Origin of the sequence: Polynucleobacter ibericus (assembly GCF_018687955.1) — a bacterium.
Classification (GTDB): Bacteria; Pseudomonadota; Gammaproteobacteria; order Burkholderiales; family Burkholderiaceae; genus Polynucleobacter; species Polynucleobacter ibericus.
The window spans coordinates 251,362-272,117 of record NZ_CP061309.1; the positions used below are offsets into that span (position 1 = coordinate 251,362).

Here is a 20,756-nt window from a genome sequence, read left to right on the forward strand (position 1 = left end):
TCAATTTAAGTGTTAGATATTTACTAATAGAAATGGCTAAAAAAGGTTAAGCATGATTCTAGTGACTGGAGGCGCTGGTTTTATTGGCGGCAATTTCGTTTTAGATTGGCTGGCCAATCCAAATGCCGAAGGCATTATTAACCTCGATAAATTGACCTATGCCGGTAATCTACATACTTTAAAGCCTCTTCAGGGTGATTCCCGCCATATATTTGTTCACGGTGATATTGGTGACAAAGCGTTGGTTACCAAATTATTAAAACAGTATAAGCCACGCGCAATCGTGAACTTTGCTGCTGAGAGTCATGTGGACCGATCTATTCATGGGCCTGCGGATTTCGTTGAGACAAATATTGTTGGCACATTTAATTTATTAGAGTGTGCGCGTGAATTTTGGAATGCTCTCGAAGGAAAGGCCAAGGAAGAGTTTCGCTTTCATCATGTATCAACTGATGAAGTGTATGGGTCTTTATCAGCAACTGATCCCGCCTTCACGGAAACCAATCCTTATGAGCCAAATAGTCCTTACTCTGCCTCTAAAGCAGCGTCAGATCATTTGGTTCGTGCTTGGTTTCATACCTATGGTTTGCCGGTAGTAACTACAAACTGCTCTAATAACTATGGCCCTTATCACTTCCCAGAAAAACTAATTCCATTAGTGATTTTGAATGCCCTAAATAGCAAGCCATTGCCAATTTATGGTGATGGTCAACAGATTCGGGATTGGCTCTATGTGGGCGACCACTGCTTGGCAATTCGTGAAGTATTGGCTAAAGGCAAATTGGGTGAGACCTACAACATTGGCGGTTGGAATGAAAAGGCCAATATTGATGTTGTGAAAACCATTTGTAGTATTTTGGATGAGCTTAAGCCTCGTGCTGACGGTAGAAGCTATGTAGAGCAAATCACTTACGTGAAAGACCGCCCTGGACATGATCGTCGTTACGCGATTGATGCCAGCAAGGTTGAGCGTGATTTAGGCTGGAGACCAGCGGAAACTTTTGATACTGGCATTCGTAAAACAGTGCAGTGGTATTTGGATAACCACGTCTGGATTGACGGGGTGGTTAGCGGTTCTTATCGCGACTGGGTTGAGAAGCAATATAGATAATATGAGAATTCTTGTTTTTGGCAAAGATGGACAGCTGGGCAAAGCTTTCAAGACTTTTCTGAACGAAGAGTCCCCCATCTTTTATGAGAAGCCAAGTATCCAGTTTGTGGGGCGGTCTGAGTGTGATCTCGTAAATTCATCAAATCTTCTTCAGTTACTTGAGAGTTATAAGCCAGAGCTGATTATTAATGCCTCTGCCTATACGGCAGTAGATAAGGCCGAGTCTGAATCAGACCTTGCATATGCAATTAATGCAAAAGCACCTGAGTTAATGGCGCAGTTTGCTGTCAGCAATAATGCTTGTCTTATGCATTACTCTACGGATTATGTATTTGACGGCGAGAAATATGGTTTCTATCTAGAGGATGATTTATGCAATCCTCTAGGGGTCTATGGCAAGAGTAAGGCTGCAGGCGAAGAGGCTATCGCAAAAGTATTTGCGACTTCTACTCAAGGGCAATACGCCATTTTTAGAACCAGTTGGGTCTATGGCAGTGGTGCAAACTTCATTCGTACAATTTTGCGTTTAGCAAAAGAACGAGATCAGCTAAATATTATTACGGATCAGTATGGGGCGCCTACCTGTGCTGAGTGGCTGGCCAAAGCGAGTCTAAGTCTGGTATTGAATGAACGTGGTGAGATTAAAGCATTTCCATCCGGGATTTATCATGCCGTACCCTCTGGCGAGACTACTTGGCATGGCTTGGCCTCTTATGTCGTCAATACTGCCCTAGAAGCCGGCGTTCAGTTGACGGTGCGCCCAAGTGAGGTTCGAGCAATTTCGACCGACGAATACCCTTTGCCAGCTCCTCGCCCTATGAATTCAAAGATGTCTACCAATAAGCTTCAAGCTGCTATGGCAGCATCAGATACTTATAATGAGGCTATTGAGTTCCCCGGCTTTATAGGCTGGGAACAAATGGTTCATGAGTACATTCGCAAGCTTGCTTCTGGCGGGCTTATTTAGGCGTTCTGAAACAACAGTGGGGCTGTATGACAACTAATCGTAGGGGAATTATTTTGGCTGGCGGGTCTGGAACTCGTTTATACCCAGTCACTCAAGCAGTTTCCAAGCAATTGATGCCAGTGTATGACAAGCCCATGGTGTATTACCCGTTAAGTACTTTGATGCTTGCGGGTATCCGGGATATCTTATTAATTTCTACGCCTCATGACACACCGCGCTTTACAGAGTTGCTTGGTGATGGTTCGCAGTGGGGTCTCAATATTGAGTATTGTGTGCAGCCGTCACCAGATGGTTTGGCGCAGGCATTTACTCTAGGTAAAAGCTTTGTTGGTAATAATCCCAGCGCATTAGTGTTAGGCGACAATATTTTTTATGGTCACGAACTCGTTGATCAACTCAATAGTGCGGATGAACGAAAAACGGGTGCAACCGTGTTTGCTTATCACGTGAATGATCCAGAACGTTATGGAGTAGTGGAGTTTGATAAAGACTATAAAGCCCTTTCTATTGAAGAAAAGCCATTAAGCCCAAGAAGTAATTATGCAGTTACCGGCCTATATTTTTACGACAATCAAGTTTGTGATATCGCTGCTTCCATTAAACCGAGTGCCAGGGGTGAGCTAGAGATTACGGATGTCAATCGCGTGTATCTGGATAAAAATGAATTGAGTGTTGAAATCATGGGTCGTGGGTTTGCTTGGCTTGATACCGGTACTCATGATTCATTGTTAGATGCAGCGGGCTTTATTGCAACTTTACAAAAGCGCCAAGGCCTAATGGTCGCTTGCCCCGAAGAGATCGCTTATCGCCAGGGTTGGATTAGTGCTGAAACAGTGCAAAAGGTAGCCGCTCAATTGAGTAAAAATAGCTATGGTCAGTATTTGGGCAAGATTTTAAAAGAACTTAATAGCTCCGCTCAGCCGATCTCCTTAACTACAAAGAAGTCGAGCTAATGAGTGCGCCATCTAAATTAAAAGTAACGCCTACAGCAATTCATGATGTGCTCGTTATAGAGCCTCAGGTGTTTGGGGATGAGCGCGGTTGGTTCACAGAGTCATTTAATGCGCAAGATTTTGCTAATGCTACCGGTCTTGATGTCGAGTTTGTTCAAGATAATCATTCTTTTTCTCGTCAATGGACTTTGCGTGGACTGCATTATCAATTAGAAAAGACCCAAGGCAAATTAGTACGGGTAGTTTCCGGACGCGTGTTTGATGTGGTAGTAGATATACGTAAAGATTCCTCCACTTACGGCAAGTGGGCCGGTGTTGAATTAAGCGCGCAAAATCACAAGCAACTTTGGATTCCTCCACAATTAGCCCACGGTTTTCTGGTACTCTCTGAAGTCGCTGAATTTCTCTATAAGACTACTGACTACTACCATCCCCAAAGCGAAGCTTGCCTTGCTTGGAATGACCCGTTTGTGGGTATCGAATGGCCCTTGCCAACTGGCATCTCGCCTAATATGAATGCCAAAGATACTGCGGGTCTAGAGTGGGACCTTGCACCTAAGTTTTAGGGTGCCTAAAAAGGTTTTCTATAAAAAATAAGATGATCCTTTGATGATTAATACATTGGCACAGCCAGCGAATCCAAAGATCTTATTGGTCAAACTCTCCTCATTAGGCGATGTATTGCATAACCTGCCAATTGTTTGGGATCTGCGGGCGCGTTTACCTGATGCTCAAATTGATTGGGTGGTGGAGGAGGGGTATGTCCATCTGCTAACACCCTTACTCTCTAAAGAGGGTAATGACGGCTTTAAAGGAATTGATCGCATCATTCCTTTTGGTTTACGCCGCTGGAAAAAGAACCTACTCAAGCTATCTACCTGGAAAGAGTTTTTTGCATTTAAGAGATCGCTCCAGCAAGTTTCTTATGACGTCATCATTGAAACCCAGGGATTGCTCAAATCAGCTCTTGTTTGCTCATTAGCTAAAAAGAGTCCAACTGCAGTGGTTGCGGGATTGGCTAATGCAACGGAGTTCTCTGGATATGAGCCAGTGGCGAGAGCTTTTTACAACCAATCGGTGCAAGTGCCTACTCAGTGCCACGCTGTTGATCGTTCACGTTGGGTGATGTGTTCAGCCTTAGACTGGGCGTTACTGGAGCGTTCAAGCGCTCCGCAGTTTTATCCAGTTCAATATATTCAATCTTTGCCATCGCCTACCCAGGCTCTTTCTCAGCAGTTGGTGGCGCCTTATGTGTTGTGTTTTCACTCAACAGCGCGAGAAGCAAAGCGCTGGCCCAATGGCCATTGGATTGCTCTAGGTCAGAAACTCTCTAGCCGCGGCTATCAAGTAGTTTTACCCTGGGGCAATTTAGCGGAGCGGGCAGTAAGCGAAGAAATTGCCGCGCAAATTCCGAATGCCTTAGTACCGCCCGCTTTTTCGATTGAAGATGCATTTGCGGTAATTGCTGGCGCTGCTTTGACAGTTGGCGTAGATACCGGCTTAACCCACTTAGCAGCCGCCCTAAATAAACCCACTGTTGAGATTTATTGTGATTCGCCCCTATGGAAAACGGAAGGATATTGGTCTAACAATATTCGTAACGTGGGGGATATTCAAAAACCACCAAAAGTAGCTGAAGTTCTACAAGCTACTAATGAGTTATTGCCCTAGATTTAAGTGATTCCTACTTAGCGCAGTAATGTATTTATCGCAACTAAGTCTTCATCGGTTAGTGCCGCAGCATGCGCTTTTAACTTAATCGCATTCAGAATGGTGTTGTAGCGAGCTTGTTGCAATAAAGAACGTGTATTGATTAAGGAGTCCAAAGCAATCAACACATCAATATTAATTAAGGTACCTACCTGAAATCCAAGCTTGCTAGATTCAAGAGCGGATGATGTAGAGCGCTCTGCAGCTTCATACGCTTTGACGCTCGCTAAGCCCCCATAAAAACCAGTAAAAGCAGCGCGTGTGTTTTGTGCTGCTGTACGACGATAGTTATCGTAGTTAGCCTTAGCAGCATCGACAAGAGCAGCGTTTTGACGAATGACCGAGCTGTTGTATCCACCAGAAACCAGTGGAATAGTCATTTGTAGTGCCACCGTGTTGTTATACACATTGGTATTTGCAGGCGTGTAGCTATTGGGTGTACCGTTTGAAGTGTTATAGCCTGATGTGCCTATAAAATTAATTGTTGGGTAATTTAAGGCTTGTGCCCCGCGGTAAGTGCTTTCTGCAATGCTGATCGAGAGCTGGCCAGCCAGGACGTTAAAGTTAGATGCTTCTGCTTGATGAATCCAGTCATCCAGTGTTTGTCCTGGTGGTAGGCTGGGATTAGCGCTTTCAGCAATGGGATTTCCTTTGGAGTCCTTGCTCTTGCTGCGCGGGTCCTTTAGTACACCCTCAATTTTGGCATCTTTAATTAATGGCTTTAATGCACCTACGGGACGTCCAACAATTTGCTCTAGCGCTCCACGTTTCACAATGAGGTCTGCTTGAGCGGCAATTTCTTGAGAAGTAGCTAAATCCATAGCTGCTTGTGCAGTATTGACATCGACAATGGTTGCTAGACCTGCATCAAACTTCGCTTGCGCAACTTCTAGTTGTTGTTTGATTAAATCTTTTTTGTTTTTGTAAAGTGCAACGTTATCTTGGCTTGTGAGCGCATCAAAGTAAGCTTGCGATACTCGTAAGATTAGATCTTGTTGCGCCAAGAAAAAGCGCATGTCAGCTAATTTCGTATTGAAATCACCTTGTTTAAAAAGCTCTAAAGCAGCAATATTAAAAACAGGTTGGGTAAGGGTGACGGTATAACTTTTTTGGTCAAATACCCGTGAGTTACCTGCATTATTTGAAACTACCGTACTGCCGGCACCATGCTGGTAGTAGCGTGTGCCTCCCGGTGTCGCATTAGCTTGCGGCATTAATAATGAGAATCCTTGCCAATAGAGTTCTTTACTGGCTTGGTAATTAAAGCGAGCTGCAGTTAATACTGGATCGCTAAATGCTGCCTCTTGATACAGCTGAATGAGGTCGTTGAGCTGACCTTTGGTTTCTGTGCTTTTGCTGCCCGTCACATTTGAGGGGGCAGAAACTGAAGGGACAGCAGGTTTGCTAGGCGGCGGCGCGATTTGGGGTGGTTGCTCAAGCCCAATCAGGGTAGATGCGCTCATGGGCGTCGGTAAGGCGGGCCTTGCAGCAGCGTTGGGGCTTTGCGCAAAGGCATTGAAAGACCCTGCGCCAAGACCTAGCGCTTGACTCAGGATCAAACCAAAGGCGGTAAGTCGAGAGAGTCTAAAGCGTGCTGGAGTCATGTAATTCGGATACTTTTCAATGTGCCATGCAGTTTAAGGCTAATTTCTTCAAAATGCTCATTTAGACACTATTTTGCCAAATCCACTGGGTTAGCTCTATATACCTATAAAATTTGGCCTATGGATCTAATTTTGTTATTCAAAGCAGTCATTCTGGGAGTAGTAGAGGGATTAACCGAGTTTTTGCCGATTTCTAGCACTGGGCATCTCATTTTGGTTGGAGATTTACTCGACTTTAATGATGAGCGCGGTAAAGCCTTTGAGGTGATTATTCAGTTTGGCGCTATTTTGGCAGTTTGCTGGGAGTTTAGAGAAAAGCTTATTAAAGTCGCCAGTTCTTTCATGAGCAGTGCGATTGCTCGTCGTTTTGTTTTGAACTTATTAATTGCCTCTATTCCGGCTATGGGTCTCGGTTTTTTATTCGGCAAACATATCAAGGCTGTGTTGTTTTCTCCCATTCCGGTTGCAAGCGCTTTTATAGTGGGCGCGCTCATTATTTTTTGGGCTGAAGGTCGGCAGAAAAAAATGACTACCTCTGTAAGTCACATTAAATCAGTAGATGATTTAAGCCCCTTGGATGCGCTCAAGGTTGGCTTGGCACAATGTGCCGCTTTGATACCAGGTACTTCACGTTCTGGTGCAACCATTATTGGAGGGATGTTATTTGGTTTGCCGCGTGCTGTAGCAACGGAATTCTCTTTCTTCTTAGCCATTCCGGTCATTGGTGGCGCAACTGCTTATGAGTTATTAAAACTCTGGAAGGCACCCGTTGCGTTTTCTGGCGAATTCACCTTAGCTATTTTTGTAGGCTTTATTGCAGCATTTATTTCGGCTTTTATCTGTGTGCGCTGGTTAATTCATTATGTGGCTCACCATAACTTCATTCCATTTGCTTGGTATCGAATTGCATTTGGGTTGTTGGTTCTATTTACTTCCTACACTGGCTTAATCGCCTGGTCCCATTAACCTATATAGAGATTTAACAAGTTCAGGAAATACCCATGGATTCATCTATAGACGCAATTACCAATAATATTCAGCTGGCATTAGCCCCAGTATTTTTGTTAACGGCTGTGGCTACCTTAATTAACGCCATCTCCGGCCGTTTGGCTCGCTCTGTAGATCGTATGCGTGCCATACGTCAATCCATTGATCGAGGTGATGTAAAAGATGCAAAGCTATTACAGCATATGAATAAAGAAGCTGATGAAGCGCAAATTCGTGGTCGTCTTTGTACGGCCGCCATCTTTTTCGATGTGCTCAGTGGCGTATTTATTTCCTTGACTGTATTAGAGCTGTTTTTCTTTCAGGCGGGTGCCGTTCGCTCGCTACAGGCAACCTATGTCATTTGGACTTTTGTACTCGGCCTGGTCTTCTTTATGACTTCTCTCTCCATCGTATTGACAGAAGTAGTCTACGCCTACCGATCTGCTGGCTGGAATACTCCAAAAGTAGATTAGTAGCCGATTTAATTCATTTTTATAAAGCGATTTAACATGAACAAAATCCTCATCACCGGTGGCGCAGGCTTTTTAGGATCACACCTTACTGAGAAGCTCCTCAAAGAGGGTAATGATGTGTTGGTGGTAGATAACTACTTCACAGGTTCTAAAGAAAACCTGGCCCACTTATTACCCAATTCTCGTCTAGAGCTCATGCGTCATGATGTGACTTTTCCACTCTATGTCGAAACCAATCAAATCTATAACTTAGCCTGCCCAGCTTCTCCGGTGCACTACCAGTACGACCCAGTACAGACTACCAAGACCAGTGTGCATGGTGCTATCAATATGCTAGGCCTTGCCAAAAGGACTCGGGCGCGGATCTTGCAAGCCTCTACTAGTGAAGTCTACGGTGACCCCGAAGTGCACCCCCAGCCAGAAGAGTACTGGGGTAAGGTAAATCCCATTGGTATTCGCTCTTGCTACGATGAGGGTAAGCGCTGCGCAGAAACCCTCTTTTTTGACTACAACCGCCAACACAATTTAGATATTAAAGTCGTGCGTATTTTTAATACCTACGGCCCACGGATGCACCCCAATGATGGTCGGGTAGTGAGTAACTTTATTGTGCAAGCGCTGCAAGGTAAAGACATCACGATTTATGGTGATGGTCAGCAAACCAGAAGCTTTTGCTATGTCGACGATTTAATCGATGCCATGGTCAAAATGATGAACTCTGAACAAGGGTTTACAGGACCAGTCAATATTGGTAACCCAGGGGAGTTCACTATGCTGCAGTTGGCTGAAACTATCCTCAAGCTCTCTGGTAGCAAGTCTAAGATCATTCATCAACCATTGCCATCAGACGATCCAAAGCAACGTCAACCGAATATCGAGCTAGCCAAAGCAAAGCTCGGTTGGCAGCCTAAGGTTCATCTTGAAGATGGTCTTAAAGAGACTATTGCTTACTTTAAGAAGGTTGTGGGGTAAGTGCATTGACTAAAGTAGAGGGCGCACTACCAGGGAAGCATTTTGATCGTATTCGTTCATTTGTCCTCAGGGCTGGAAGAACAACTGCTGGACAGCAACGAGCGATTGATGAGCTTGGACCCCAATTTTTAATCTCATTTAAAGATACTCCTCTTAATTTAGTAGATGCATTTGGTGGCTCTACAAAACCAAAAATTCTAGAGATTGGTTTTGGCATGGGTGAAACCACTGCCAAGATTGCAGCTCTCAGAGCAGACGATGATTTTTTGGCAATTGAAGTTCATCCACCGGGGGTTGGCGCTTTGCTCAAGCTCATTGGGGAAAACCAACTCACTAATTTGCGCTTAATTCGACATGATGCAGTTGAAGTCCTTGAAAGAATGATTGCCCCCAATAGCTTGGATGGTATTCATATTTACTTTGCAGATCCATGGCACAAGAAGCGCCATCATAAGCGCCGCCTCATTCAGGCAGATTTTGTTAGGTTGCTAGTGAGCAAACTAAAAGCTGGCGCTTACTTACATTTAGCTACTGATTGGCATAATTATGCAGAGCAGATGTTGCTCGTCTTAAATGCAGAAACTGCTTTGCAAAATACATCCAATGAATTCATTAAGGTAGAAACATTCGCCGCTGAAGATGCCGCTAAGCCAGGAGTGACTTCTAATGAATTTAAGCCTTCTCTAGAGCAGCTTCATGGTGAACATAAGGGGTATGTGACCAGACCGGCTTATCGTCCTGTAACCAAGTTTGAAAACCGCGGCATCAAGCTAGGCCACGGCGTATGGGACTTGGTTTACAAGAAAAAATAAACCAATCAAAATCAATTCAGAGGCTTATAAACCTACGCAGACGTATTTCATCTCGAGGTACTCATCCATACCAAAGGCGCTGCCTTCACGACCCAAGCCTGATTGCTTGATGCCACCAAAGGGCGCTACTTCATTGGAGATAAGACCTGTGTTGACGCCTACCATGCCGTATTCCAGGGCTTCAGCCACTTTCCATACCCGTCCAATATCGCGGCTGTAGAAATACGATGCCAGACCAAATTGACTATTGTTGGCTAGCTTAATGACCTCTTCATCACTTTCAAAAGGAATCACTGGCGCTACGGGACCAAAAGTCTCCTCGTAAGTGATCAGCATGTCGCTATTCACATTTGCCAAAATCGTCGGTTCATAAAAGTTCTTGCCTTCAATCGCTTGCTTACCACCAGTAACCAGTTTTGCGCCTTTGCTGATTGCATCAGCGACGTGCTTTTCAACTTTTTCAAGAGCGGCAGTTTCAATGAGTGGGCCTTGAGTGATGCCAGCGTCCATACCATTGCCAACTTTAATCGTGGCAAGTGCCTTGGCAAACTTTTCTACAAATTGATCATGTACTTTTTTATGAACATAAAAGCGATTCGCGCAAACGCAGGTTTGACCCGAGTTTCTAAATTTAGAAGACATGGCGCCGCTCACGGCCGCATCAATATCAGCATCTTCAAAGACAATGAATGGCGCATGTCCGCCTAACTCTAGGGCAAGTTTTTTGACGGTTGGAGCGCATTGCTCCATTAAGAGGCGACCAACCTCGGTAGATCCCGTGAAAGACAAGTGACGTACTGTCGGGGATGAGCAGAGTGTTTTACCAATCACAATCGACTGCGCTGCATCCGCAGTCACGATATTAATGACACCATCTGGAATGCCAGCACGCTTCGCTAGCTCCGCAAGGGCTAGGGCTGACAGAGGGGTAAGTTCAGCTGGCTTAATGACAATGGTGCAGCCTGCAGCTAGTGCTGGCGCTATCTTGCGCGTAATCATGGCGATTGGAAAGTTCCAAGGGGTAATCGCAACACAAACACCAATGGGCTGCTTTAATACCATCAGGCGTTTATCACTCCATGTCGTCCCCAGAATGGATCCTTCAACGCGCTTTGCTTCCTCTGCAAACCACTCTACAAATGAGGCGCCATAGACTACTTCACCAGCTGCTTCTGGCAAGGGCTTTCCTTGCTCAAGTGTCATGAGGGTTGCTAAGTCTTGCGTATTTTCAATAATGAGATCAAACCATTTGCGCATAATTTGCGCGCGCTCTTTAGCTAATTTGCCGCGCCACGCTGGGAGCGCTTTTTCAGCAGCGGCGATAGCCAGTTCAGCATCGCGTGTTTCGAGATTCGCAACTGTTGCAATAAGTTCATCAGTTGCTGGATTGGTAACCTCAAATGTCTTTTGGGAAGTTATCCATTTACCATCGATAAAAGCATCTTGTTTAAAGAGATTGGAGTCTTTTAATTGAGTTTGAATATCTACTTTTGGCATGATGACTAACCTTGTAATTGATAAAAATGATTTTATCCTCTCTAGAAACAAAAAACCTCCAAGCTTTTAGGTTTGGAGGTTTTGCTATCAAGGGTTACTGAATTAGCCTGTTTGAGTTTCCGCAGTTCGGAGTTTTTGGGCTAATAAGTCCAATACCCCATTCACATATTTATGCCCATCAGTCCCACCAAAGGTTTTGGCCAGCTCGACGGCCTCGTTGATGGCTACTTTATAGGGAACAGAGAGGTCAAGCGCTAGTTCATAAGTGCCGATGAGAAGGGCAGCATGCTCAACGGGAGAGAGTTCATTAATAGGGCGATCTAAAGCGGGAGTGATGATGGCTTCCAATTCATCGGTGCGAGCCAATACACCATCAAAGATGCCTTGAAAAAGATCAAGTTGGCAACGACGAAATGCAGGGTCCTCAGAAAGTTGCTTAGCAATAGCAGCACCATTAGGGATGCTGCCAGCACGACGCATGACTAGACTTTGATAAACGCCTTGGAGTGCATACTCACGAGCGCGACGACGAGGAGTGAGCGAGCGTTTTGGTGCTGGCTTTGCTTCTTTCTCAGCAGGTGAATTAAAAGGATTTTGATTGGCGTTAGACATAAGAATTATTCTTCTTCACTCGAATTGATTTCTACATCGAAATCAGGCGTCAAGGCTAAAGCTAGGTTCGCCATTTCCACTACTGCCTGAGCACATTCAGCGCCTTTGACTGCAACGCGGGCATGCGCTTGTTCGTCAGTGTCGCAGGTTAATACGCCATTGGCGATAGGTAAGCCTGAATCAATGGATATGCGCGTAATACCTGCAGCAGATTCATTGGAGACCAATTCAAAATGATAGGTCTCACCACGAATAACAGCGCCTAAGGCAACCAAACCATCAAACTCGCCGGTCTCAGCCATCTTTTGTAGGGCAAATGGAATCTCAAGTGCGCCAGGTACGGTTACCAGTTTGATATCGGATTGAGTTACGCCAAGAGAAAGGAGTTCGTTGATACAAGAGTTTGTTAAAGCAACGCAATGATCTTCATTAAAGCGTGCTTGTACTACGCCAATGCGTAAATCCTGACCGTTGAGATCTACCTCGAGGACGCCTACAAAATCATTAGTGGAGCTAGTCATATTCATTCTCTAAAAATATTTAATGTCACAGTGGATATTGGGAAGCCTCAGGGAATGTAAGGCTTATAGCCAGTCACTTCGAGCTTATAGCCAGATAGGCTCGGGACAGGGCTTGGGTTGGCAAGTAAACGCATTTTGCCCACACCAATATCCTTCAGAATTTGTGCGCCAATACCATAACTCCTAAAGTCCGTTTTTCTGGCTAATGGCTTCTTGGCCTCATCGTGTGACTGGTTCAGCTTTTGAAATTGCGCTAGCCAATCAGAATCATTTGGAGCAGCAACACCCGAAGCATTCAGAAGAACCGCAACGCCAGCGGGTGCTGAGGCAAGTTCTTCTAGGGCTTTAGCTAAAGGCCAAGAGTGAGTGCTGATATTAGAGTCCAGAAAATCAAGAACAGTCACTGGCTCATGCACGCGGACTAAAGTCTCCTGAGCTTCAGAGGGTTTGCCATGAATCAATGCAATATGAATACATGAGCTGGGAGTATCACGATAAATAATGCCCTGAAATTTTCCCCAAGGCGTTATGAATTCTCTGCTGCCTTCACGCACCACAATACTTTCATGCTGGCTACGATATTGAATGAGATCGGCAATACTGCCAATTTTTAATTGATGCTCTTTAGCAAACTCTAGAAGATCGGGGAGGCGCGCCATACTGCCATCGTCTTTCATGATTTCGCAAATCACCGAAGTGGGTGAACATCCTGCCATGGCAGCTAAGTCACAGCCTGCTTCAGTATGACCAGAACGAATCAATACACCACCTGGCTGAGCCATCAGCGGAAAAATATGGCCAGGCTGGACTAAATCACTGGGTTTGGCGTTTGGGGCAACAGCCGTTTTGATAGTGAGCGCACGATCAGCAGCAGATATACCGGTGGTTACACCACTGGCTGCTTCAATCGATACGGTGAAGTTGGTACCCATGGATGTACCGTTATCTCGAACCATCAGTGGAAGGTTCAGTTGCTGGCAGCGCTCGCGGGTCAAAGTGAGACAAATTAGGCCGCGACCATGCTTTGCCATGAAGTTGACTGCTTCAGCAGTGACATGATCGGCTGCTAAGACTAAATCCCCTTCATTCTCACGATCTTCTTCGTCAACGAGGATCACCATCTTGCCGGCACGCAGCTCGGCAATAATTTCTTCGGTGGAGGCTAGAGTATTTGGCATAGCCATCTATTTTAAGCGCAGGAACTACTTGTTGTTCGGTCTTACTGCAATATCCCATCTTTCTGACGGCAAGAGCCTTGGGTATGAGTTTTGACTTTGAACCCATCCTTTGAAAATAAGGCATGTCAGCCTGCAAGCACCCCGACGCTAGAGGGATCTCCGAGAACTCCCTGGGATTCATTTTGTTAGAGGTTTTAGTGGCCATGAGCATGATTTTGGGGGTCTGGATTACCTCGGTAGGGGCTTATCAGCGCCTTGCTTTAAGTCTGACTCAGCAAGAAGCTAAAAGATCTCAACTTCGAAAGGAATTAGATGCTTTTGAAATGCAAGAGTACGACAGGCTTAATCTCAATTCGCCGGCTAAGGTTTTAAGGAATGACACTACTCGAGTGCCTGGTGGGAATCGCTCTATGCGCACTCCTCCTCAATCCACTTCTTAAGACAAGCGCTGATTTGGTAATCAAGCAAATTGAATATGAGAAAACGCAATCCTTGGTTTCTGAAGCAGATCGCGGATTTGAATTAATTGGCCGCGCAATTCGTATGGCAGGTTATCGCAATATTCAATCTCAAAGTTTGCCAACAAAAAATGTAAAGCATTCATCAAGCAACACTTTTATTGAAGTGAGTAAAAAATCTGGTTTTCGAGGATCAGATTCTTTAACGATTCGCCATGAGTTATCAAGTGGTATTGACTTTGATTGTATTGGTAATGTAATTACAAAAGAGCGCACAAAAAATCAGTTGGCATTGCAAGGATTTTTAGTGGATCATCAGGCAGCCATTTCAAAAGGTCAGAGGGTGAATGGTGGATCCTTAATATGTCAATCTTTAGATCGTCAGGGTCGAATACAAAATACGACATTAATGAATGGGGTAAATGGGCTTTTTATTGAGGAGATAAATAGCTCTCAATCCCAAGCTGTAAAAGGGCCCAGACTATTTAAGGTAAAGCTACAAATGACCGATGGAACTAAGCTCAATATAGAGCTAGAGCGAATGTTTTCAACTCGGAATTTCTTGTGATTCTGGCTTGGGTAGTTTCTCTGCTCTTACTCTGTTCATCTCTCATCACTTATTTAGAGAGATTAAGTGCTTTGCGAGCGATTGAAGTAAAGACCATGCAAGTGGCTCATCAGCATTTTATTGCAGCTGAAAAAGTAATATTAGATTGCGAGAAAAGCCTCACCACTCTGGCGGAGTTAAAAGACATCGCTTGCGTTGTTCAATCAGTCGGCAAAAATAGATGGTTAATTTCTAGCAAAGAAAAACCAGCCATCCAAATTGGCGTGGTGATTGATGAAAAAACAGGTATTGCAACACGCGTTAATTGGCGGCAAGTCTTTGAATAAATCTAATCCATACTTAGGGCTAGGATTTCAATCTCAATTGGGATTCAGTCTTTTAGAATTAATGGCGGTAGTGTTGATTATTGCCATTGCTGCCATGATGACAATGCCGCTATTGCAAGCACAACTTGCTGCACGAGAACTCGACACTATCGCCAGAAGATTTATTGCCCACGCGCACTTTGCCCGTCAACAAGCGCTGTATTTGGGTGAGCCCGTTCGCTTACTGCCAAGCTCAGGAGATGGGTGGGAAGAGGGTTGGGTTGTACAAAGTGGCTGTATTGGGAAAGCGCTCCAGACAGCTTGTACTGAAAAACACTGGTTTGCCCAGGCAAGCATTGACCCTATTTATTTCAAAGGGGGCGGTAAGCAATTCATAGACCCCAATTCAGGTAGGAGGGGTATTTTGTTTAATGCCGCCGGAGCAGCAAAAACGGCTCAGGGCGGCTTTGTAGCCAATCGCCTTATTCTGGGTCACCAGAGAGCTCCCAAGCTCGAGCGTCAAATGATTCTAGGGAGTGGAGGGCGTTGGCGGATCTGTGACCCAGCTAGAGATGCAAAGCGTTGCCATTGAATGGTTTAATAGACCCCATGTACAGCGCAGTTGACCACCAGTTTATGAGTGAGGCTTTGGCCGAAGCTCAAAAAGCACTTTATTTATCTAATCCCAATCCCAGAGTGGGATGTGTGATCGTTCAAAATGGTCAAGTCATTGGTCGTGGATTTACACAGAAGGTGGGCGGTCCTCATGCTGAAGTACAAGCCTTAGCTAATGCAAAAGCGCTCGGTAATGATCCAACTGGATCGACCATGTACATCACCCTTGAGCCCTGTAATCACACCGGACGCACACCACCCTGTGTAGATGCCTTGATTGCCGCTAAACCTGCTGCTGTTTTTATAGCAATGTCCGATCCTAATCCCTTGGTTGCTGGTAAAGGTTTAGAGCGCCTGAAGGCCGCGGGCATCAAAGTCTATTGCGGTCTCATGGAATCAGAAGCGCAAGCATTGAACCCAGGATTTATTTCTAGGATGACACGTGGTTTGCCTTGGGTACGTATGAAAATCGCGGCAAGTCTTGATGGCAAAACCGCTTTACCAGATGGCCGCAGTCAGTGGATTACTGGACCACTTGCAAGAGCAGATGGACATCATTGGCGCGCACAAGCTTGTGCCATAGTCACTGGTGTAGGCACCGTGAAAGAAGATGATCCCAGTTTGAACGTGCGAGATGTAAAAACTGATCGTCAGCCATGGCGCATCATCGTCGATTCCAAATTGGAAACGCCGCTTACTGCAAAAATATTGAATCACCTTGATCAGTCTGGTGTCATGATTGTTTGTGCCAGTCTCGAAAGCTCTGAAATGCAGCAAAAGGCCAAGACGTTTACTGAGCGTGGCATCGAAGTCATCGCGATGGCCAATGCATTTGGCAAAGTCGATCTACCAGCACTATTTTCCTATCTCGCCAAAGAGCGTGAGATGAATGAGATTCATATTGAGTCGGGCTTTAAGCTGAATGGCTCACTACTGAGAGAAAATTGCGTAGACGAGCTCTTGCTCTATTACGCACCATTCTTTATGGGCGAGGGCATTGGTATGGCCAATGTCTCGCCGCTGAAGGCTCTGGATGATAAACAGGAATGGAAGTTAATTGATCAGAAGCTCTTTGGTTCTGATCTGCGGCTACGCTTCATCAAAAATTAACCATTAAAATTACGCCATGTTTACTGGAATCATTACTGCAGTTGGTCAAATTACAAGCGCTCAAGCAAAGGGCGATGGCTTGCATTTAGTAGTTGAGGTTCCTGTGGGTTATTTAGATGATGTAGTTTTGGGTGACAGTATTGCTATTCAGGGTGCGTGCATGACGGCCACTCAATTGGATAGCAATAGTTTTGCTTTAGACATTTCTCGTGAGTCTTTGAATAAAACCGTTGGCCTCGATAAAGTGGCTCCAGTGAATTTGGAGAAAGCCATGCGTCTTAATGATCGTCTGGGCGGCCACTTAGTGAGTGGACACGTAGATGGTGTTGGTAAAGTCGCGCACTTTTCTCAAGTGGCAAATGATGCCTATGGCTCTTGGTTGCTCCGTATCGAGGCGCCAAAAGAATTAGCGCAATACCTGGCTTACAAGGGCTCTATCGTTGTTAACGGCGTCTCCCTTACCGTGAATCAAACTGAAGATACACAAAATTCTTGCATTATTGATATCAACATCATTCCCCATACCTTGCAAAACACTACGCTAGGCAATTTAAAACAGGGTGATGCAGTGAATCTCGAGGTGGACTTAATTGCGCGTTACGTGGCAAGAATGCTTAATAAAGATATTTGAGGTAGGTTAATGGGGGAAATCACTTCAATTTATAACGATCTTGAGTATGAAGATGCATTAAATGAGATATCTAGTTTTTTTGACAATCCACCTATGCTAGAAAGTCAGGAGGCTACTAGATTTGAGTCTTTACTGAAATTAATCGAAGCTTACGAAACTGCAAATTTTGAAATTTGAATTAGTCGTCTACGACTAGTAATTTAGAAAATAATATTTCTTATTTATTTTTCTGATAGCGCGTTGGATCGCTCACATTCGCCTGTTTAAAGCCTTGTTGTCTTAAGCGACAAGACTCGCATTCTCCACAGGCTTCACCCAAATCATTTGCTTGGTAGCAAGATACTGTTTGGGAGTAATCAACGCCTAGGGTGCTACCCAGTTGAATGATTTGTGCCTTGGTGAGGCTGATGATCGGTGCATGCACCCGAAAACGGTTCTGATCATTAATAGCCTCTACACCTGCTTTAGTTGCTAGGTTGGCCATATGCTCAAAAGAGGCGACATACTCCGGGCGGCAATCCGGGTAGCCGGAATAGTCCACTGCATTAGCTCCGTAGAAAACATCTAGGCCGCCCAAGGACTCTGCCCAGCCTAAGGCAAGTGATAGCAAGATCGTATTGCGAGCGGGTACATAGGTAACAGGGATCTCTTGATCTTTGCCCGGGGTGATGGGAATTGCGATTGTGGAGTCAGTTAAGGCGGATCCTCCAAAACGAGTGAGATCCAAATTCACTACCTCATGACGCGCCACACCAATTTGCTTGGCAATATGTTTAGCTGCTGCTAGCTCTGAAGAATGGCGCTGACCATAGCCTACAGATAGCGCATAAGGCGTGTATCCAAGGTCTTTAGCAAGCGCTAGTACAGTCGTAGAGTCTAGGCCGCCAGAAAATAAGATAACCGCTGGAGCGCCTGCTTTACAAGGCGCGAGTGATTCAAATGCAGCGGACAGCTTGGACATAGGTGATGATTACTTCGTACTAGCAATAAGTTGCTGTGCTTCTTTAGCAGCCTCAGTATCTGGGTACTTGGCAATGATGTCGCTAAATGTTTTCTTAGCTGCCGCCTTATTGCCACTCTCTAACTGAGCATTACCTAAAGTCACCATCGCTGCAGGAACACGTGGATGATTAGGGTAATTCTTTATCAGACTTTGGAGTTGTTTAATAGCGCCGGCATAATCTTTATTGGCGTATTTGCTATTACCACCCCAGTAGAGTGCAAGCGGTAAGTAAGGACTCTTGGAGTACTTGGCTGCGAAAACAGAAAATCCTTCATCAGCTTTCTTGAGGTTGCCCGCTTGAAAAGCTTTCAAGGCATCGTCGTAAGCTTTTTTCTCACCAGGCTGCACTACGCCAGAGACGCCTTCAATCGTTACAGTACGCGGCTCAAAATTACCAAGGCGGGTATCAAGATCTTGGTAGTAGGTTTTCTGGCTAGTGTTGATGTCTTCGCCTTGCTTCTCCAGCTCTTCTACCTTGCCGCGTAGCTCAGCATTCTCAGTTTTCAGTTTGTCGATTTGCCCTTGCAGTTCAAGCTGGGTGGTGGCTAGAGACTTACGTAGATCCAGAATGGCTTTGCGGGCTTCATCGTCTGAGAAGAGGGCCCAAGCGCTATTCGATGCACCAAGGCAAATGAGGGCGGCACTTAAACAAAACGCTCGTGAGAGCGTTTGTTTTACTGAGTGAGAAAGCGCCATCATTTAGTTCGTGATGTAAACAATATCAGCGCGGCGGTTTTGTGCCCATGCTGCTTCGTTATCACCTTCAGCCTTTGGCTTTTCTTTACCAAAACTTACCGCTTCCATCTGGTCATCAGAAACGCCCATTAAGTTAAGTGACTTGCGAACAGCATCTGAACGACGTTGGCCAAGTGCCAAGTTATATTCAGCTGTGCCACGTTCATCAGTATTACCTTGGATGATGACTTTCTGTTTGGGGTTGGCCTTCAAGTAACTTGCATGAGCAGACAACATTTTTTGGTATTTAGTCTGAACGGTGTATTCATCAAAGCCAAAGTAAACACTCTTATCGAATAAGGGGCTATTAGGATCATTCCATGGCTGTGAACCAAATTTGCCGCTACCACTGCCGCTGCCATTAGCGCCATCAGTCTCATCCAACTTCACGCTTGAACACGCTGCCATGAGAAGTGCTGTGGCGCCGATGATGGCAAATGTCGCTGCGCGACGTGCGATAGAAATCTTCATAATCTTTCCTTTTTCCTACAGGCTGAACGACAAATTAATTAATAAAAGCTGCTCCACTGGAGCCAATAACTAATATTATGCCCCCAAGAACATCAAAAGTGACTATTTAGACCCTTAAAAAGGGCTTAGCTATATGGACTTGGGCTTCAGCCTTAGTCCATAAATGGTCCCCAGGATGGCTGACGAACATCAGATCCTGGAATGCTCAGTACCTGTTTTGAGTTGCCATCGACTGAAACTGCTGCTAGCACCCTCTTGCCGCCGACTTTGGTGGAGTAGAGAACATAGCGACCGTTAGCAGCAAAGGATGGTGATTCATCACTAGTGCCATCGGTCAGTGCTTGAGCATCACCCGTAGCCAAGTTCAAGATATACAAACGATACGCACCACCAATATTGGCGATATAGGCTAAATACTTACCATCAGGAGAGATGCGCGGTGAAGTAACAAAGCCTTGTTTGAAGGTAACGCGTTTTACACCTTCCGCCTGTTCGCCATCAGCACTCATGCGATAGATTTGTGGATTGCCACCGCGATCACTCGTGAAGTAGATGTAGCGTCCATCTGCAGAATATTGTGGCTCAGTATCAATCGTGTTGCCACGAGTTAAGCGTTGCAAACCAGTTCCATCAGCATTAATGCCATAAATCTGTGTATTGCCATCTTTAGACAATGAGATAGCTAATTTCTTACCATCAGGCGACCAGGCTGGCGCACTGTTATTACCCTTTTGATTTGAGAGGGAGATACGACGACCCGTTGCAAGTTCGTGTACATAAATGACTGGCTTGCGATCTTCAAATGAAACGTAAGCCACTTTCTTGCCATCAGGCGACCATGACGGAGAAATAATCGGCTCACCACTGTTCATGGCATTGCGGATATTTTGTCCATCAGCATCCGAGATCACCAGGCGATAGCGCTTGCCATCCTTGATGACATAGGAGAGGCGGGTAGAGAACACGCCACGTTCACCCAGTAATTTAAAGATGATGTCATCTGCAATTTTATGAGCGGCTGCTCGTAAGTTATCAGCGCTGGAATTCAGATTTAAACCACCCAGACTTTGCGACTTACGAATATCAAATAACTTATAGTGAATCTCAAACTGAGAACCATTTTGTACAACCGAGCCAACTACGAGTGCATCAGCACCACGTGCTGCCCATGATTTGTAGTTTGGAGTGCCTTCATCACTTTCAACTGCATTGCCATTTTCAGTGTTCTTGAAATAGCCACTGCGTGCCAAGTCTTGACGGATGATTTCAGTAACGCTCGTTGGTAACTTGGTCTCATCTTTGAAGCGCATTACTGCAATTGGATAGAGTGATTGACCAACGCCAGTGATTTCAATATTCATTTGCGCGAATGCTGGCATTGCCATGCTGACAAGCAATGCAAATACCACCACACCGTAAGACATTAATCTGGATTTCAATCGAGTTACCAAATGCAGCATGCT

The 20,756-nt window shown here is 45.2% G+C and carries 24 protein-coding genes; 15 read left to right on the forward strand and 9 right to left on the reverse strand.

The window, feature by feature from the left end:
• Window positions 1–52: 52 nt before the first annotated feature.
• The 5 genes from rfbB to waaC are packed head-to-tail and all read left to right on the forward strand — an operon-like array spanning window position 53 to window position 4,702.
• On the forward strand, window positions 53–1,111 hold the full coding sequence (gene rfbB / locus AOC20_RS01340; protein WP_215360783.1) for a dTDP-glucose 4,6-dehydratase: 1,059 nt from the start codon (window positions 53–55) through the stop codon (window positions 1,109–1,111).
• 1 nt (window position 1,112) lies between these two features.
• On the forward strand, window positions 1,113–2,078 hold the full coding sequence (rfbD, locus tag AOC20_RS01345; protein ID WP_215360784.1) for a dTDP-4-dehydrorhamnose reductase: 966 nt from the start codon (window positions 1,113–1,115) through the stop codon (window positions 2,076–2,078).
• A 26-nt stretch (window positions 2,079–2,104) separates the two neighbouring features.
• Window positions 2,105–3,031 carry a glucose-1-phosphate thymidylyltransferase RfbA gene (gene rfbA / locus AOC20_RS01350; protein WP_215360785.1) on the forward strand — a complete coding sequence of 309 codons (927 nt, stop codon included), beginning with the start codon at window positions 2,105–2,107 and terminating at the stop codon, window positions 3,029–3,031.
• Window positions 3,031–3,597, forward strand: a complete 567-nt coding sequence (rfbC, locus tag AOC20_RS01355) for a dTDP-4-dehydrorhamnose 3,5-epimerase (RefSeq protein WP_215360787.1) — start codon at window positions 3,031–3,033, stop codon at window positions 3,595–3,597. Before rfbA ends, rfbC begins: the two co-directional genes overlap by 1 nt.
• Window positions 3,598–3,640: 43 nt before the next feature.
• Entirely contained in the window at window positions 3,641–4,702 is a 1,062-nt protein-coding gene (waaC, locus tag AOC20_RS01360) for a lipopolysaccharide heptosyltransferase I (protein WP_215360788.1), read from the forward strand.
• Between the two features lie 17 nt (window positions 4,703–4,719).
• Here waaC and AOC20_RS01365 read toward each other — a convergent pair whose 3' ends face one another.
• Window positions 4,720–6,345: a TolC family protein gene (locus AOC20_RS01365; protein ID WP_215360790.1), complete on the reverse strand. Its 1,626-nt coding sequence runs from the start codon at window positions 6,343–6,345 to the stop codon at window positions 4,720–4,722.
• 120 nt (window positions 6,346–6,465) lie between these two features.
• Here AOC20_RS01365 and AOC20_RS01370 point away from each other — a divergent pair, with 120 nt between their 5' ends.
• From AOC20_RS01370 to trmB, 4 genes are read left to right on the forward strand one after another with little or no spacing between them, the layout of a single operon-like run.
• Window positions 6,466–7,311 (forward strand): undecaprenyl-diphosphate phosphatase, encoded by an 846-nt coding sequence (locus tag AOC20_RS01370; protein WP_215360791.1) that lies wholly within the window; start codon window positions 6,466–6,468, stop codon window positions 7,309–7,311.
• Between the two features lie 35 nt (window positions 7,312–7,346).
• Window positions 7,347–7,805, forward strand: coding sequence for a DUF2721 domain-containing protein (locus AOC20_RS01375; RefSeq protein WP_215360792.1), 459 nt, complete (start codon window positions 7,347–7,349; stop codon window positions 7,803–7,805).
• A gap of 36 nt (window positions 7,806–7,841) precedes the next feature.
• A complete protein-coding gene (locus AOC20_RS01380; protein ID WP_215360793.1) occupies window positions 7,842–8,777 on the forward strand; it encodes a UDP-glucuronic acid decarboxylase family protein in 936 nt (311 codons plus the stop codon).
• A gap of 5 nt (window positions 8,778–8,782) precedes the next feature.
• Entirely contained in the window at window positions 8,783–9,589 is an 807-nt protein-coding gene (trmB, locus tag AOC20_RS01385) for a tRNA (guanosine(46)-N7)-methyltransferase TrmB (RefSeq protein WP_215360794.1), read from the forward strand.
• Window positions 9,590–9,613: 24 nt separating this feature from the next.
• Here trmB and AOC20_RS01390 read toward each other — a convergent pair whose 3' ends face one another.
• The 4 genes from AOC20_RS01390 to ribBA all read right to left on the reverse strand — a co-directional run bounded on the left by AOC20_RS01390 (window position 9,614) and on the right by ribBA (window position 13,397).
• A complete protein-coding gene (locus AOC20_RS01390) occupies window positions 9,614–11,086 on the reverse strand; it encodes an NAD-dependent succinate-semialdehyde dehydrogenase (protein ID WP_215360795.1) in 1,473 nt (490 codons plus the stop codon).
• A 102-nt stretch (window positions 11,087–11,188) separates the two neighbouring features.
• Window positions 11,189–11,698: a transcription antitermination factor NusB gene (gene nusB, locus AOC20_RS01395; RefSeq protein WP_215360796.1), complete on the reverse strand. Its 510-nt coding sequence runs from the start codon at window positions 11,696–11,698 to the stop codon at window positions 11,189–11,191.
• Window positions 11,699–11,703: 5 nt separating this feature from the next.
• Window positions 11,704–12,219 (reverse strand): 6,7-dimethyl-8-ribityllumazine synthase, encoded by a 516-nt coding sequence (gene ribH / locus AOC20_RS01400; protein ID WP_215360797.1) that lies wholly within the window; start codon window positions 12,217–12,219, stop codon window positions 11,704–11,706.
• Window positions 12,220–12,266: 47 nt separating this feature from the next.
• Window positions 12,267–13,397 (reverse strand): bifunctional 3,4-dihydroxy-2-butanone-4-phosphate synthase/GTP cyclohydrolase II, encoded by a 1,131-nt coding sequence (gene ribBA / locus AOC20_RS01405; RefSeq protein ID WP_215360798.1) that lies wholly within the window; start codon window positions 13,395–13,397, stop codon window positions 12,267–12,269.
• A gap of 122 nt (window positions 13,398–13,519) precedes the next feature.
• On the opposite strand from ribBA, the gene AOC20_RS01410 reads away from it, so the two are divergent.
• From AOC20_RS01410 to AOC20_RS01435, 6 genes are all read left to right on the forward strand, one after another.
• Window positions 13,520–13,837, forward strand: coding sequence for a hypothetical protein (locus tag AOC20_RS01410; protein WP_215360799.1), 318 nt, complete (start codon window positions 13,520–13,522; stop codon window positions 13,835–13,837).
• Window positions 13,773–14,423, forward strand: a complete 651-nt coding sequence (locus tag AOC20_RS01415) for a hypothetical protein (protein WP_215360800.1) — start codon at window positions 13,773–13,775, stop codon at window positions 14,421–14,423. Before AOC20_RS01410 ends, AOC20_RS01415 begins: the two co-directional genes overlap by 65 nt.
• Before the next feature lie 71 nt (window positions 14,424–14,494).
• Window positions 14,495–14,749, forward strand: coding sequence for a hypothetical protein (locus AOC20_RS01420; RefSeq protein ID WP_251373120.1), 255 nt, complete (start codon window positions 14,495–14,497; stop codon window positions 14,747–14,749).
• Complete coding sequence (locus tag AOC20_RS01425) at window positions 14,697–15,320, forward strand: GspH/FimT family pseudopilin (protein WP_215362078.1); 624 nt, start codon at window positions 14,697–14,699, stop codon at window positions 15,318–15,320. The genes AOC20_RS01420 and AOC20_RS01425 overlap by 53 nt, the downstream gene beginning before the upstream one ends.
• A gap of 17 nt (window positions 15,321–15,337) precedes the next feature.
• On the forward strand, window positions 15,338–16,453 hold the full coding sequence (gene ribD / locus AOC20_RS01430) for a bifunctional diaminohydroxyphosphoribosylaminopyrimidine deaminase/5-amino-6-(5-phosphoribosylamino)uracil reductase RibD (protein WP_215360803.1): 1,116 nt from the start codon (window positions 15,338–15,340) through the stop codon (window positions 16,451–16,453).
• Between the two features lie 16 nt (window positions 16,454–16,469).
• Window positions 16,470–17,084, forward strand: a complete 615-nt coding sequence (locus AOC20_RS01435) for a riboflavin synthase (RefSeq protein ID WP_215360805.1) — start codon at window positions 16,470–16,472, stop codon at window positions 17,082–17,084.
• Between the two features lie 217 nt (window positions 17,085–17,301).
• On the opposite strand, the gene queC is transcribed toward AOC20_RS01435, so the two are convergent.
• The 4 genes from queC to tolB all read right to left on the reverse strand — a co-directional run bounded on the left by queC (window position 17,302) and on the right by tolB (window position 20,750).
• The gene (gene queC, locus AOC20_RS01440) at window positions 17,302–18,045 is read right to left on the reverse strand and encodes a 7-cyano-7-deazaguanine synthase QueC (RefSeq protein ID WP_215360807.1); all 744 of its coding nucleotides are present in this window, start codon (window positions 18,043–18,045) and stop codon (window positions 17,302–17,304) included.
• Between the two features lie 9 nt (window positions 18,046–18,054).
• Window positions 18,055–18,786, reverse strand: a complete 732-nt coding sequence (gene ybgF / locus AOC20_RS01445; RefSeq protein WP_215360808.1) for a tol-pal system protein YbgF — start codon at window positions 18,784–18,786, stop codon at window positions 18,055–18,057.
• A complete protein-coding gene (pal, locus tag AOC20_RS01450) occupies window positions 18,787–19,293 on the reverse strand; it encodes a peptidoglycan-associated lipoprotein Pal (RefSeq protein ID WP_215360810.1) in 507 nt (168 codons plus the stop codon).
• Between the two features lie 152 nt (window positions 19,294–19,445).
• Window positions 19,446–20,750: a Tol-Pal system beta propeller repeat protein TolB gene (gene tolB, locus AOC20_RS01455; protein WP_433915467.1), complete on the reverse strand. Its 1,305-nt coding sequence runs from the start codon at window positions 20,748–20,750 to the stop codon at window positions 19,446–19,448.
• Window positions 20,751–20,756 lie beyond the last annotated feature (6 nt).

Excerpts from the sequence above, each read along its gene's own strand:
- rfbB (WP_215360783.1), top strand. The coding sequence starts at position 53 with ATGATTCTAGTGACTGGAGGCGCTGGTTTTATTGGCGGCAATTTCGTT.
- rfbD (WP_215360784.1), top strand. The coding sequence starts at position 1,113 with ATGAGAATTCTTGTTTTTGGCAAAGATGGACAGCTGGGCAAAGCTTTC.
- rfbA (WP_215360785.1), top strand. The coding sequence starts at position 2,105 with ATGACAACTAATCGTAGGGGAATTATTTTGGCTGGCGGGTCTGGAACT.
- rfbC (WP_215360787.1), top strand. The coding sequence starts at position 3,031 with ATGAGTGCGCCATCTAAATTAAAAGTAACGCCTACAGCAATTCATGAT.
- waaC (WP_215360788.1), top strand. The coding sequence starts at position 3,641 with ATGATTAATACATTGGCACAGCCAGCGAATCCAAAGATCTTATTGGTC.
- AOC20_RS01365 (WP_215360790.1), bottom strand. The coding sequence starts at position 6,345 with ATGACTCCAGCACGCTTTAGACTCTCTCGACTTACCGCCTTTGGTTTG.
- AOC20_RS01370 (WP_215360791.1), top strand. The coding sequence starts at position 6,466 with ATGGATCTAATTTTGTTATTCAAAGCAGTCATTCTGGGAGTAGTAGAG.
- AOC20_RS01375 (WP_215360792.1), top strand. The coding sequence starts at position 7,347 with ATGGATTCATCTATAGACGCAATTACCAATAATATTCAGCTGGCATTA.
- AOC20_RS01380 (WP_215360793.1), top strand. The coding sequence starts at position 7,842 with ATGAACAAAATCCTCATCACCGGTGGCGCAGGCTTTTTAGGATCACAC.
- AOC20_RS01390 (WP_215360795.1), bottom strand. The coding sequence starts at position 11,086 with ATGCCAAAAGTAGATATTCAAACTCAATTAAAAGACTCCAATCTCTTT.
- nusB (WP_215360796.1), bottom strand. The coding sequence starts at position 11,698 with ATGTCTAACGCCAATCAAAATCCTTTTAATTCACCTGCTGAGAAAGAA.
- ribH (WP_215360797.1), bottom strand. The coding sequence starts at position 12,219 with ATGACTAGCTCCACTAATGATTTTGTAGGCGTCCTCGAGGTAGATCTC.
- ribBA (WP_215360798.1), bottom strand. The coding sequence starts at position 13,397 with ATGCCAAATACTCTAGCCTCCACCGAAGAAATTATTGCCGAGCTGCGT.
- AOC20_RS01410 (WP_215360799.1), top strand. The coding sequence starts at position 13,520 with ATGTCAGCCTGCAAGCACCCCGACGCTAGAGGGATCTCCGAGAACTCC.
- AOC20_RS01415 (WP_215360800.1), top strand. The coding sequence starts at position 13,773 with ATGACACTACTCGAGTGCCTGGTGGGAATCGCTCTATGCGCACTCCTC.
- AOC20_RS01425 (WP_215362078.1), top strand. The coding sequence starts at position 14,697 with ATGAAAAAACAGGTATTGCAACACGCGTTAATTGGCGGCAAGTCTTTG.
- ribD (WP_215360803.1), top strand. The coding sequence starts at position 15,338 with ATGTACAGCGCAGTTGACCACCAGTTTATGAGTGAGGCTTTGGCCGAA.
- AOC20_RS01435 (WP_215360805.1), top strand. The coding sequence starts at position 16,470 with ATGTTTACTGGAATCATTACTGCAGTTGGTCAAATTACAAGCGCTCAA.
- queC (WP_215360807.1), bottom strand. The coding sequence starts at position 18,045 with ATGTCCAAGCTGTCCGCTGCATTTGAATCACTCGCGCCTTGTAAAGCA.
- ybgF (WP_215360808.1), bottom strand. The coding sequence starts at position 18,786 with ATGATGGCGCTTTCTCACTCAGTAAAACAAACGCTCTCACGAGCGTTT.
- pal (WP_215360810.1), bottom strand. The coding sequence starts at position 19,293 with ATGAAGATTTCTATCGCACGTCGCGCAGCGACATTTGCCATCATCGGC.